Genomic DNA, 12,514 nt, shown 5'->3' with positions numbered 1-12,514 from the left:
CAACTGCGCATGACATGGTGCCTCCAGTCAAGGCCGATGTAGTTCTCAAGCACGGCAAAGAAGACGCGGAGCTTTAGTCGGCTACCGGCGTTGCAGGAGGAAATTCATGAAGCTTGGAGTCTTTTACGAACATCAGCTGCCGCGCCCCTGGGAAGAGGGCAGCGAACAGAAACTGTTCAACGACGCGCTCGACCAGATCGAACTGGCCGACCGTCTTGGTTTTGACCATATGTGGGAGGTCGAGCATCATTTCCTCGAAGAATATTCGCACTCGTCCGCACCTGAGGTTTTCCTTGGTGCGGTCACCCAGCGGACCAAGAATATACGCATCGGTCATGGCATCTGCCTGTCCTCGCCGAACTACAACCACCCGGCGCGCGTTGCCGAGCGTCTGGCGACGCTCGATATTCTGTCAGGCGGCCGGCTCGAATGGGGTACGGGTGAATCAGGCTCGCTGATCGAGATGCATGGCTTCGGGATCGAGCCGGAGCAGAAGACTGCCATGTGGCGCGAGGGCGTCGAGCAGACCGCCAATATGATGACGATGAACCCCTACCCGGGTTATGAAGGGCAGTTCTTCTCCATGCCCGTACGCAATATCGTGCCGAAGCCGGTGCAGCGGCCGCACCCGCCGATCTGGATGGCATGCTCGCGCCGCGAGAGCATACTGCGCGCCGCGCGCAACGGCGTCGGCGCACTCGTATTCGGTTTTGTTGAGGCGTCACAGGCTAAGGCATGGCGCGATGAGTACTATGCGATCATCAAGTCCGACGAATGCGTGCCGATCGGCCATACGGTGAACGCCAATTTCGCCACGCTCAACGGTATGATGGTGCACGAAAATCATGACGAGGCGGTAAGCCGTGGCCTCGATGGGTTCCGTTTCTTTGGCTATTCGATCGCCCACTACGCGGTTTATGGCGAGCATCGTCCGGGTCGCACCGACCTGTGGAAGCGTTTCCAGACGATCAAGGACGACATGAAGGAAACCCCGGGCTCGGGCAGCATCGGCACGCCAAAAAGCGTGCGTGAGCATCTCAAGACCTACGCCGATGTCGGTGTCGACCAAATGATCTTCATCCAGCAATCCGGCATGAACAGGCATGAGCACATCTGCGAGGCGATGGAGCTTTTCGCCAGCGAAGTGATGCCTGAGCTGAAGGAGCGGGAAGACGAGCGCGTCAAGAAGAAGGAAGAGGAACTGGCGCCTTTCATTGAGGCTGCCCTTGCCCGGAAGCCGCGCATGGCCGAACTCACTGAAGAAGAAATTCCCAATGTCGAATCGATCGGAATTGTGCTGGAGCGCCGCGCCGGCAAGGATTATGCGACGGCCGGCGGCGTTTACGCCGACCCGACGCGTGGTGGTGCGATCCCCATGGCGTCGCGTGCCACCTTTGCCAAGGCGGCGAAAGTAGGCTGAGCGATTGGTGTCGGGAGGATTGCAATGCGAAGACTTGAAGGGCGCGTCGCGCTCGTAACCGGTGGAGGGCGCGGCATTGGCCGCGCCATTTCCGAGGCCTTTGCCCGCGAGGGCGCATCCGTCGGCATATTCGACCTCAAGGCCGAAATCGCCGAGGAGGCTGCGAACGCCATCAATGAAGCTGGTGGGCGGGCAGTCGGTCTTGTCGGCAATGCAGCCAAGCGCGTCGAAGTGTTCGATGCGGTTTCCAAGCTGCAGGATTATTTCGGTCCCGTGACGATCCTTGTCAACAATGCGATGTGGAACCGATACGGCCCACTGCAAGATCAGACGGAAGAAATGATCGGCCGGATGATCGACGTCGGTTTCAAAGGCGTGATCTGGGGTTATCAGGCCGTTCTCGATGGCATGACGGCGGCCGGCGGCGGTGCGATCGTCAACATCGCTTCGCCATCCGCCGTTCTCGCGATGAACCACGGCATCATGTATAGCGGCGTAAAGGCCGGCGTGCTCGGCGTGACCCGCTCAGGTGCTGCCGAATTCGGGCCGCGCAACATCCGTGTCAACGCAATCGCACCCGGACCGACACCCACGGATGGCGCAAATCTCGTCGTGACCGAAGAGGCCTGGGAGCGTCGCCGCGCGCGTGTTCCAATCGGCCGGCTCGGTCAACCCAAAGACATCGCCAACGCCGCCGTGTTTCTCGCCAGCGAAGAAGCAAGTTTCATCACCGGCGACATGCTCTTCGTCGATGGAGGTATCACCTACGCATTTTCGTGACTGCAACCGGCGCGAATGCCATTCGGGAGGAATGGCTCCGTGAAGAGGGTCCGCGGAGGATCATCGGAGCTAAAAATGGGAGGAGAATAGACATGGTCATATCGACAAAACGGACTGCCTATGCGGCGTTTCTTGCGGCAACGACGATGTTCGCCGCCTTGACGGCGCATGCGGACGGCATTTCCGGCGATGTCATCAAGATAGGCATCATGAACGACCAGTCGGGGCCCTATGCCGACAATGCCGGCCCGGGTGCTGTGGCTGCCGCGCGCCTGGCGATCGAGGATGCCGGTGGTACAGTCAATGGCAAGAAGATCGAGATCGTTGTTGCCGACGACCAGAACAAGCCCGATGTCGGTGTCGCTGCGGCTCTGAAATGGGTCGATGAAGAGGGTGTCGATGCTATCTTTGGCGGTTCTGCCTCGTCCATCGCGCTCGCCATCCAGGACATCATGAAGGAGCGCAAGAAGCCCTACATGCTTGTCGCTACCGCCGCATCGGCCCTGACCGACAGCGCCTGTTCGCCGATGGCGACGCAATGGGTCCAGGATACCTATGCGCTTCCCAAGGCGACCGTGAAATCACTTCTTGGGCAAGGCCTCGACACCTGGTATTTCCTCACTGTCGACTACACGTTCGGCAAAGCCTGGCAGGCGGATACGACGAAGTTCATCGAGCAAGGCGGCGGCAAAGTTCTCGGCTCCGTTCTGCATCCGCTGAACTCCACAGATTTCTCGTCTTATCTGCTGCAGGCGCAGGCGAGTGGCGCGAAGGTCGTCGCCTTCGCCAATTCAGGTTCCGACTTTGCCAATGCCATGAAGCAGGCGCAGGAATTCGGCCTGTCGGAAGGTGGCCAGAAGCTCGCGCCGCTCGGCTTGTTCATCAACCAGACCCACGGCATCGGATTGCAGATCCTGCAGAACGTGCGGCTGACGACGCCTTTCTACTGGGACCGCACCGACGAGACCCGTGCTTTCGCCAAGCGTTTTCAAGCTGTCTACAATGACCGCATCCCCAATGAGGCGCAGGCTGCAACTTACAGCGCGGTCAACCACTACCTCAAGGCGATTGCCGCGGCAGGCACCGACGAGGGCGTCGCGGTTATGGCCAAGATGAAGGAAACCCCGGTCAATGATTTCGAGATGAAGGATGTGAAAATCCGGGCCGACGGGCAGGTGATGCGGCCGCTCTATGCCGTCCGCATCAAGTCGCCGGATGAGTCGAAATATCCTTACGACTACTATGAGATTACCGAGACTGTTGCTGCCGAAGACGCCTGGCGTCCAGTTTCGGAAAGCTCCTGTGACCTCCTGAAATCGCAGTAACCCTCCCAAGAATGCGGCGGAGAGTTCCATTTTCTCCGCCGCACCGCTTGGTGTCACGCCAACCTAAAGCCACCCTCAAGGACAATTGATGTCGCTGCGTGTGAGTCGAATATCGACAAGGCCCGATCAGCTGGGCGAAAGCCCGGTTTGGGATTGGCAGCGCCAGCGTCTTTATTGGGTGGACGGCGTCTCGCGGCTTGTCCGCAGCTACGATCCATCGACGGGCGAATTTGACGAATGGGCAGTGCCGTCCATGGTGGGCTCCATTGCATTGGGCAAAGGCGACACATTGGTCGTGGGGCTCGCCGACGGCATCTATGTACTTGACCTGACCACCGGGGAAGTGTTGCCGGTCTTCAAGCCGATACCGGCAGATGCCCGTATTCGCTTCAATGACGGCAAGACTGACCGCCAAGGCCGTTTTCTGTGCGGCAGCATGGGCGTCCACGCAGACCCGCTTGGTCAGCTCTTCCGCGTCGGAGCCGATGGCTCCGGTGCCGTGCTTGCCACGGGTATTCGCATTTCGAATGCGCTGTGCTTAAGCCCTGATGGCGAGACGATGTATTTCGCCGACAGCCTCGATCGCGCGATCCGTGCCTATCGCTATGACGCGGATGAAGGCACCATCAGCGAGGCCCGCGTCCTGGTCGATACCGAACCTTTCAACTCCGGCCCCGACGGCGCCACGGTCGACAGCGACGGTTGCCTATGGGTGGCATTGGTACAGGTCGGCAAGATCGCTCGCTTTACACCGCAAGGCGAACTTGACCGCTTGATCGATGCGCCGACCGACATGCCTTCCTGCGTAGCGTTCGGAGGCGCCGACATGTCGACGCTCTATGTGACCTCGATCAAGGATTCCGGTTCCGGCCGCGCTATCTCGCGTCACGCTGACGGAGGATATCTCTTCGCCATCGAAGGCCTCGGCGTTTCGGGGATTCGGGAGACACGCTTCGGCAGTGCCGCCGTCGCGCGAACCGAAATGAAAGTTCAGTGATGCTTCGCCGCAGCAATTCCCTGTCGCCACTTCTTGCGCCGCGGTCCATCGCGCTCATCGGCGCCTCCGAAAATGCAGCACGCATCGGCGGGCGTCCGCTGCGCTATCTGCGCGAGGCGGGGTTCAAGGGCGCCGTCTACCCGGTCAATCCCAATCGCGAGACGGTGCAGGGTTTCAAGTCCTACGCCTCTGTCGGTGGGTTGCCGGAAACACCGGATGTGGCGATCCTTGCCGTTCCGGCCAGCGGCACCGTGCAAGCCCTCAAGGAATGCGCCGAGCGTCATGTGAAGGCGGCAATCATCTTTTCGGCAGGCTTTGCCGAAACCGGCGACGAAGGCCGCGCGATGCAGGACGAAATTGCCGGGATCGCGCGCGAAAGCGGCATGCGCGTGCTCGGCCCGAACTGCCTTGGCGTGTTCAATGCGGCGTCCGGCTACTACGGTACATTCTCAGCGATCCTCGACACCGAATTCGTCAATCCAGGTCCGGTTGCCATCGTCTCGCAGAGCGGCGCCTATGGCTCGCACATCGCCCATCTCGCCCGCCAGCGCGGTCTTGGCATCAGCCACTGGATCACCACCGGCAACGAGTGCGACATCGACGTCGCTGAAGCACTGCAATGGGTAGTCGACCAACCAGACACCAATGTCGTCATTGCCTATGCCGAGGGCATCCGCAACCGCGATGTCTTCCTGGAAGCGCTGGACACTGCACGGGCGAAGGAAAAGGCGATCGTCTTCATGAAGGTCGGTCGGTCGGAAGTCGGTGCGCATGCGGTGAGTTCGCATACGGCTGCCCTTGCCGGCTCCGATGCGATCTTCGATGCAGTGTTCCGCCAGTATGGCGTCTATCGGGCAAGTACCACCGCCGAGCAACTCGATGTGGCTTATGCTTGCTCGCGTGGCATCTATCCGGCTGGAGACAAGTTCGGCATCTTCACGCTCTCCGGGGGCTTCGGCATCCAGATGGCAGATGATGCAGCGCTTGCCGGGCTCGATGTTTCGCCGATGCCCGATGCAGCGCAGGAAGAGCTGAAGGCGATGCTACCCTATGCCTCGCCGCGCAATCCGGTCGATGCGACCGCCCAGGCGCTGACCGACCTCCCGCTGATGACGAGCTATATCAGCACCATGCTGGAAGAAGGTGGCTACGACATGTTCGCCGGAATTTTCGGCAGCGGTCCGGCGAGTTCGACCTTTGCTGTTTCGCTACGCCAGGCACTGGAAGGAGCAACCGCCGGGCAGGATGGTTGTATCCTCTCCCTCACCATGTCAGCCTCGCCGGAGGTTGTCCGTTCTTATGAAGAGAAGGGGTTTCTAGTCTTCGAGGATGGTTCCGCGCTGGTCAACGCTCTCGGTGCGCTCGTCCATTTCCGCAAGAGTTTCGATGCGGTGAAGCGCGTGACGGAAACTTTGGAGGAAGCACCACGCCTGTCGCTCGTCGGCGATACGCTGAGCGAGCATGGCGCAAAGTCGGTGTTGGCGAAGGCCGGTATCGCCTTTCCCAGGGAAGCGCTGGTGCGGCCGGGCGAGGATGCGGGTGTGGCCGCCGCTGCAATCGGGTTTCCGGTTGTCCTGAAAATTTCCTCGCCCGACATCGCCCACAAGACGGAAATCGGCGGTGTTATCGTCGGCGTGAAGGACGAGGACGAAGCGCGCCAGGCGGCCCAAACCATTCTGGACCGGGTTCGCGAAAAACGTCCGGACGCGTTGATTGAAGGGCTGATTGTGTCGCCGATGATTACTGGCGGCGTGGAGACCATTGCCGGCGTTGTCCGCGATCCTGTCTTCGGCCCGGTGGTTATGTTCGGGCTTGGCGGCGTCTTCGTCGAAGTGCTGAAGGATGTGACTTTCCGGGCCGCGCCTTTCGAGGCCGTCGAGGCGCAGCGCATGATCCGTGAGATCCGGGGCTTTGCCATGCTGGAAGGGGTGCGGGGTGCGCCTCCTGCCGATGTCGACGCACTGGCCGAGATGCTTTCCACGCTGTCGCGTTTCGCTGCGGCGAACGCCGATATGATCGAAAGCATCGATCTCAATCCAGTGCTGGTGATGCCGAAAGGCAAGGGTGTCGCGCCGCTCGATGCGCTTCTGATTCTGCGCAAAGATTAGGGGAAGATAATGGCGATCGAAGATAAAAGGCTGACCGAACTCCTCGACCGCGAGGCCATCCGCGACTGTATCTACCGCTATTGCCGTGGCATCGACCGTGCCGATGAAGCGTCGTTGCGCAGTTCCTACTGGCCGGACGCGACCGATCGGCACGGCGCCTATTCGGGGCCTGTGGAAGGCTTTTTCCAATGGGTGCTGGAAGCCTTCAAGAGCAATCCACGCAACATCCATCAGGTCAGCAACATCCTGATCGAGTTCACGGGCAGGACGTCCGCAGTGGTGGAGACCTATTTCAACGCGCTTCAGCGTGGAGCCGGGCGGGATGGTGTTGTGCGGCAGTTCCTGCTTGCCGGGCGTTACGCCGATCTGTTCGAGAAACGCGACGGGGAGTGGCGTGTCGCGCAACGTGTCGTCGCCTATGATTGGGTCGAAGAGCAGCCAGTACTGGAAGGCTCCGAGGAGGCCCGTTTCGGGGTGCGCCAGCCCGTCGGCGCGAACTTCCCTGCCGATCCGATCTACGAGCTGCTCGGTCGCTCCAATGCTTCATGAATGTGAAATTCTCCTTCACACAACTGAAGGGGTTGAACCAGGAAAGCGTTGCATCACAATGATCTTCACAACCGGTGCGCAAAACGACAGCGCCGATATGGAGACTGAAGATCATGGCCGTTCAGAACGCTCACGCGCCGGAACTTTCGCAGTCACGGATGGCCAGCGCCATGCCCCGCGCGATTGAAGCATCCGCGGAGATGGTCGAGATGAGAGAGAATGGGCTTGTCAGCGACGCGGAATTCAAGACCGTCATGCGGCAGGTCGTCTCGTCAGTCGCGGTTATCACGGCGCGTGCGGGCAAGCAGCGCAACGGCCTGACCGCGACCGCGGTTTGTTCGGTGTCGGCCGAGCCGCCAACAATGCTGGTTTGCGTCAACCGCAGCGCGACTGCCGAAGGAATCATTGCCGACAGCGGCAGCTTCGCCATCAATTTCCTGACCGAGGAACAGCACGGCATTGCCCGGTTGTTCTCGACCTCGAAACTGGGCTCGGACGAGCGCTTTCGTGAAGGAAAATGGTTGAGCATGGTTACCGGTGCGCCGATACTCGACGGCGCCGTTGCGAGCTTCGATTGCCGAGTTGAGGACCGTATCCTGTCAGGGACGCACCACATCTATATCGGCCGCGTGCTGGCGGTAACGTCGCTGGATCAGGATGCGCTTCTCTATCGTGACGGTTCGTTCCGCCGCCTCGCAGCGGTTGGCTGAGCCGGCTCGTCACACGTTCTGAGACCAGGCCGAGAATATTTGCGGGAGGAGTAGTTTGATGGAGAATTCGGGGCGTGTCGTTGTCATCACGGGCGCTGCCGGCGGTATCGGTAAGGCGCTGCTCGACGCATTCCATCGCGATGGCGACACGATCGCGGCAGTTGACCTTGCTGGAACGAATGTAATCGAACTCGCCAACGCGCTCGGTGCCCAGCATGCCGGCTTTCACTGCGACGTCTCATCGGAGGCGGAGATCATCGCGCTTTTCGCGGAGATCGAAGCCCGCTTCGGCAAAATAGACGCATTGGTCAACAATGCAGCACTTGGGCCCACCATGGCCGCGACTGTGGACACCGATGTGACATCGTTCCGAAAGGCGCTGAGCATCAATCTTCTCGGCCCCTTCGTGCTGGCGCGAGAGGCCGCGAAGCGGATGACCGGCGGAGGGGTCATCGTCAACATTGCCTCGCTTGCCGGCGTGCTCGGCAATCCCAAGCGCAATGCCTACGCGGCTTCCAAGGCTGGCCTAATTTCGGTGACACGGTCTCTGGCCTGCGAATGGGCTGGGCGAGGTATCCGGGTCGCAGCAGTAGCGCCAGGCTATGTGCACACGCCGATGGTCGCGGAACTGGAGCGAACCGGCAAGACCAATCTCGATCTCGTTCGCCGCCGCGTGCCGATGGGGCGCATGGCGCGCCCGGACGAGATTGCTTCCGCTGCTCGGTTCCTTGCATCTCCGGCTGCGCGCTACGTGACCGGTTCGATCCTGTCGGTCGACGGCGGTTGGCTCTCCTTCAATCAACCTGGCGATGCGCATCCTCCCGTCAGCGGCACGCCTGAGACCGAACTTGCGAAGCCTGCAGTTGAGCGACGTGAGCGCATCGTGCTGGTGACGGGGGCTGCCAAGGGCATAGGCGAGGCACTGGCGCGAAAGTTCGCGGCCTCGGGAGATACCATTGTTGTCGCCGACAAGGACGCCGACGGTGCAGCACGCGTTGCCCGGTCTCTTGGGCCGAAGCATCTTTCCCATGCTCTCGATATCGCCTCCGAAGAGGCGGTGCTGGACCTGTTCGCAACAATAAAGCAGCGCTTCGGCAGGCTCGACATACTGGTCAACAATGCCGCAGTCGCCGACGGCTTTCTGCCCGCGCTCGAGCAAACTTCGGCCGATCTCGAAAAGGTACTGGATGTGAATGTCACGGGTGCCTTTTTGTGCGCGCGCGAAGCGGTGAGGCTGATGGGGGATGCCGGCGGCGTCATTCTGAATCTCGGTTCTATCAACACCTTCCTCCCCTTTGCCCCTCGCCACGCCTATGGCGCTTCAAAAGCGGCAATCGACATACTGACGCGGTGCATGGCGGCTGAACTCGGCCCCGTTGGCATCCGCACCGCAACGATCGCGCCGGGTTACATTCGCACTCCGGGGGTTGCGGCTCTTGAAGCTGCCGGCAAGATCGACACGAAAGCGATCCGCCGGCGCATTCCACTCGGCGATATGGGCCGGCCGGAGGATATTGCCGAGGCCGCCTATTTCCTGGCTTCCAACGAAGCTTCCTACATCAGCGGCTCGATCCTCTATGTTGATGGTGGCTGGACTGCCTTTGGCAATGCCGGAGACGCCAGCGAAATCGCGGAAGAGGACTTTCAGGGAGCGGCCGAATGATCGTCGAGTACTCCAATCGGGACGGATTACGCCTGACGGATCCGGAAGATTTCCGCAAGTTCAAGGTTCTCCTCAAAGGCGCCTTCGGAACAACGCGGCCCTATATCGACGGCTTGACCTTTGTCGACGACGACAACGCATTGGTCGGATTGGAGGTGGTTCCGGCGCTGGCTGGCACGGCGGCGAGTGTGCAATGGCGTACCCGATTTGACGAGATGGTAGCCGCCGCCGCAAAACACGGCTGGATCGATGTGGACAGCAACGCCATACGCGCCCATGTGGAGCGGCAGGACTGATTGCGTCCAGGCATTCGTTGGAAAATGAGGGGCAGTGATGGCTACGACAGAACAGGATCCGGTTCTGGTTGAGCAGGACGCAAGCGTTGTCATCATTACGCTCAATCGGCCCGACAAGCTCAATTCCTTCAATGGCGAGATGCATCGGCTTCTGCTTGCCGCGCTGACGAAGGCAGGCGAGGATCCGGAATGCCGTGCGGTCATGCTGACCGGGGCAGGGCGCGCCTTCTCGGCAGGTCAGGACCTTTCCGAACGCGTCTTCCAAGATGGTGTCGCGCCTGATCTCTCCGAGAGCCTCAAGAAAAACTACAATCCACTGGTACGAACGATCAGGGAGCTCGAAAAGCCGGTGTTGGCGGCAGTCAACGGCGTAGCGGCCGGAGCGGGAGCGAACATCGCTCTCGCTTGCGATATCGTTATCGCCTCGCGATCGGCTCGCTTCATTCAATCCTTCTCCAAGATAGGCCTTCTTCCCGATTCGGGAGGAACCTGGACCTTGCCCCGCCTGATAGGCGATGCGCGGGCGCGGGCGCTGGCTTTCCTGGCAGAGCCGATCGATGCCGAACTTGCTGCTGAATGGGGCATGATCTGGAAAGCGGTCGAAGACGAATTACTAGATACGGAAGCGAGAAAACTGTGCGCGCATCTGGCCAGTCAGCCGACCCGCAGCTTCGCCTTGATGAAGAAGGCCTTCCTGCAGTCAGCAGTTCAAACGTTTGACCAGCAGCTCGATCTGGAAGCGCAGCTTCAAGGAGAGGCGGGCCGGACTGAAGATTATCGAACAGCGGTCTCTGCGTTTCGGGCGAAGCAGTCGCCCGTTTTTGAAGGGCGATAGATACAAATCATTCTGAAGAGATCAGTGGCCCGCCCGCTGTCACGGGCGGGCCACTGGCATATCAACCTGCCACGAGTTCGATATGGCGGCGTGCCTGCCGCAAGGCCGATATCAGGCGGTTCTGACCTCGCACCAGTTGGGTCTTGGCGAAGCCGAGCGTCACCTCGTCATGGCTGTCGAGATCGGCAGCGGCTGCGATGGAAGGCAGCGGCGGGATCGTCAGTGCCGGGTCATGACGGAACCGGTTCACCCGCGTGAAATTGATCGGCACGAGGATGCGAGCAAGGTCCTGTATGACGGTATTGGCTGCCTTCGGGTCGATGCTCTTGTTTGCTACGCGAGCATAGAAGGCCTCAAGTGCCTGGGACAGTTCGGCAACAGCCTTGCTGGATAGCGACAGGTCGAACCGCGTGCCGGCTCTCGCCTGATAATCGGCAACCGTGTCGGCGAATTCGCGCGTGGTCGCCCGCCAATCGAAAGGCAGATACTCCGCATTGGCGTTGCGCAGTACAGCCAGGAGATAGACTTTGATATCGCGCAGAAGAATATCCTTGTCCGCGATTTCCAGGATGTCGTTCTCCGTGTGCCAGGCAATGTTGCCGCCGCAACCGCCGACCGTGTAGTAGCCCTTCTCTTCGCGCAGAACGTCCGGCATCGTTGACGACAGCATCAGGTAGCTCGAGATGCCGATATTGTTGAAGGAATAGTCACCGGCGCGGTGCGGGCGTTCGCCTTCGATCACTTTGCCAGCCACTTCCTGGATGACATCGGAGAGAAAATCTTCGGTTTCGCTCATCCGGCAAAGATTGATGAACTCGCTCGCCCAGCGGCAGCCGGGACTGTCGCAATTGACCTGCGAGATTGCGTTTTCCTCCAGATCGAGCGCGAATGCATCGGAGAACCAGGTCGAACCGGCATAGCGTCCCGTCGAGTGGCCCGGCCACCAGCAGATGCGCACCGAGCGCTTCAGGCTGCCGCGGTTCTGCCAGAGCACGCGCGCGATCTCCAGCATTGTCGCATCGCCGGTCGCATTATCGCCGACGCCGACGTCCCAGCTATCCAGATGCCCATGCAGGAAGACATATTTTTCCGGCTCTTCCGTGCCCTTGATGAAGACTTCCGGCAGCTTGGAGGTGAACCAGCCCTCTTCCATCTCGGTGAAGATCGTAACCTTGCCGCCAGCATTGGCTATCTCGATCAGCGCTTCGCCTGTTGGCTTGTTGACTGCAACCGTCGGGATGTTGGGCTTACGTGGCAGATCATCCAGATCGGGCGTGCCCCAGACCGTGGTGCAGATGCCCCAGTGAACATCGATGCCGGGGTTGATGCCGATGACGCCGATGGCGCCGAGTTCTTCGTATTGGGAGATCAGGCCGGGACTGGCGAAGCCTTCGGACATCACGATCTTGCCGCGAACGCGGTCGGCCAGTTCCAGGGTGGACTCGACCTTCTGCTCGAACATGTCTGTGATCATCACGTTATGGCGCGCGCCGACATAGACGATCTGGCCTTCGAGGCCGTTGCGGGCATCGAGGCTGTATGCCGGTGGCTTGGCGCGGAACGTCTTGCCGCTCGCTTCGACGCGGGCGAGCCCGGGCAGGCTGAGATAGAGGCTCGGTTCATGAACCGTCACTTCGACGCCATGCTTCCTGAGGCGCGATACCACCTCATCCATGCCTCGGTTCACATCGTTCGGGTGTTCGCGCTTGAAGGTCGAAAAGCTTTCGACAAGAGCCCAAGGCTCATCAAGCGATACGGCTGCAAGAATCTCAGTTTCGAGTTTGTTCATCGGCATGGCTCCCAATTGTTTTACTCAGCGAAACAGTGTTTC

The 12,514-nt window shown here is 60.3% G+C and carries 11 protein-coding genes; 10 read left to right on the top strand and 1 reads right to left on the bottom strand.

The window, feature by feature from the left end; all coding sequences use genetic code 11:
- Positions 1–106 precede the first annotated feature (106 nt).
- From BM413_RS03785 to paaG, 10 genes are all read left to right on the top strand, one after another.
- Positions 107–1,420 (top strand): LLM class flavin-dependent oxidoreductase, encoded by a 1,314-nt coding sequence (locus tag BM413_RS03785; protein ID WP_091910618.1) that lies wholly within the window; start codon positions 107–109, stop codon positions 1,418–1,420.
- 24 nt (positions 1,421–1,444) lie between these two features.
- Complete coding sequence (locus BM413_RS03780; protein WP_091910616.1) at positions 1,445–2,200, top strand: SDR family NAD(P)-dependent oxidoreductase; 756 nt, start codon at positions 1,445–1,447, stop codon at positions 2,198–2,200.
- A gap of 92 nt (positions 2,201–2,292) precedes the next feature.
- Positions 2,293–3,525: an ABC transporter substrate-binding protein gene (locus tag BM413_RS03775; protein ID WP_348272872.1), complete on the top strand. Its 1,233-nt coding sequence runs from the start codon at positions 2,293–2,295 to the stop codon at positions 3,523–3,525.
- Between the two features lie 88 nt (positions 3,526–3,613).
- Complete coding sequence (locus BM413_RS03770) at positions 3,614–4,522, top strand: SMP-30/gluconolactonase/LRE family protein (protein ID WP_091910615.1); 909 nt, start codon at positions 3,614–3,616, stop codon at positions 4,520–4,522.
- Positions 4,522–6,630 carry an acetate--CoA ligase family protein gene (locus BM413_RS03765; protein ID WP_091910613.1) on the top strand — a complete coding sequence of 703 codons (2,109 nt, stop codon included), beginning with the start codon at positions 4,522–4,524 and terminating at the stop codon, positions 6,628–6,630. The genes BM413_RS03770 and BM413_RS03765 overlap by 1 nt, the downstream gene beginning before the upstream one ends.
- A gap of 15 nt (positions 6,631–6,645) precedes the next feature.
- Positions 6,646–7,179 (top strand): nuclear transport factor 2 family protein, encoded by a 534-nt coding sequence (locus tag BM413_RS03760; RefSeq protein ID WP_091911099.1) that lies wholly within the window; start codon positions 6,646–6,648, stop codon positions 7,177–7,179.
- Positions 7,180–7,292: 113 nt separating this feature from the next.
- Positions 7,293–7,889, top strand: a complete 597-nt coding sequence (locus tag BM413_RS03755; protein WP_197716961.1) for a flavin reductase family protein — start codon at positions 7,293–7,295, stop codon at positions 7,887–7,889.
- A gap of 58 nt (positions 7,890–7,947) precedes the next feature.
- Positions 7,948–9,552: an SDR family oxidoreductase gene (locus BM413_RS03750; RefSeq protein ID WP_091910611.1), complete on the top strand. Its 1,605-nt coding sequence runs from the start codon at positions 7,948–7,950 to the stop codon at positions 9,550–9,552.
- Entirely contained in the window at positions 9,549–9,848 is a 300-nt protein-coding gene (locus BM413_RS03745; protein WP_091910609.1) for a hypothetical protein, read from the top strand. The genes BM413_RS03750 and BM413_RS03745 overlap by 4 nt, the downstream gene beginning before the upstream one ends.
- Positions 9,849–9,885: 37 nt before the next feature.
- Positions 9,886–10,683: a 2-(1,2-epoxy-1,2-dihydrophenyl)acetyl-CoA isomerase PaaG gene (gene paaG / locus BM413_RS03740; protein WP_091910607.1), complete on the top strand. Its 798-nt coding sequence runs from the start codon at positions 9,886–9,888 to the stop codon at positions 10,681–10,683.
- 61 nt (positions 10,684–10,744) lie between these two features.
- Here paaG and BM413_RS03735 read toward each other — a convergent pair whose 3' ends face one another.
- Positions 10,745–12,472, bottom strand: coding sequence for a M28 family peptidase (locus tag BM413_RS03735; protein ID WP_091911096.1), 1,728 nt, complete (start codon positions 12,470–12,472; stop codon positions 10,745–10,747).
- Positions 12,473–12,514 lie beyond the last annotated feature (42 nt).

The organism is Mesorhizobium sp. YR577 (assembly GCF_900116595.1).
Lineage (GTDB): Bacteria > Pseudomonadota > Alphaproteobacteria > Rhizobiales > Rhizobiaceae > Mesorhizobium_M.
Note: the sequence above shows the minus strand (reverse complement) of the source record. Positions and strands in the feature narration are given on the sequence as shown.

Excerpts from the sequence above, each read along its gene's own strand:
- BM413_RS03745 (WP_091910609.1), top strand. The coding sequence starts at position 9,549 with ATGATCGTCGAGTACTCCAATCGGGACGGATTACGCCTGACGGATCCG.
- BM413_RS03775 (WP_348272872.1), top strand. The coding sequence starts at position 2,293 with ATGGTCATATCGACAAAACGGACTGCCTATGCGGCGTTTCTTGCGGCA.
- BM413_RS03770 (WP_091910615.1), top strand. The coding sequence starts at position 3,614 with ATGTCGCTGCGTGTGAGTCGAATATCGACAAGGCCCGATCAGCTGGGC.
- BM413_RS03755 (WP_197716961.1), top strand. The coding sequence starts at position 7,293 with ATGGCCGTTCAGAACGCTCACGCGCCGGAACTTTCGCAGTCACGGATG.
- BM413_RS03780 (WP_091910616.1), top strand. The coding sequence starts at position 1,445 with ATGCGAAGACTTGAAGGGCGCGTCGCGCTCGTAACCGGTGGAGGGCGC.
- BM413_RS03765 (WP_091910613.1), top strand. The coding sequence starts at position 4,522 with ATGCTTCGCCGCAGCAATTCCCTGTCGCCACTTCTTGCGCCGCGGTCC.
- BM413_RS03735 (WP_091911096.1), bottom strand. The coding sequence starts at position 12,472 with ATGAACAAACTCGAAACTGAGATTCTTGCAGCCGTATCGCTTGATGAG.
- BM413_RS03785 (WP_091910618.1), top strand. The coding sequence starts at position 107 with ATGAAGCTTGGAGTCTTTTACGAACATCAGCTGCCGCGCCCCTGGGAA.
- BM413_RS03750 (WP_091910611.1), top strand. The coding sequence starts at position 7,948 with ATGGAGAATTCGGGGCGTGTCGTTGTCATCACGGGCGCTGCCGGCGGT.
- paaG (WP_091910607.1), top strand. The coding sequence starts at position 9,886 with ATGGCTACGACAGAACAGGATCCGGTTCTGGTTGAGCAGGACGCAAGC.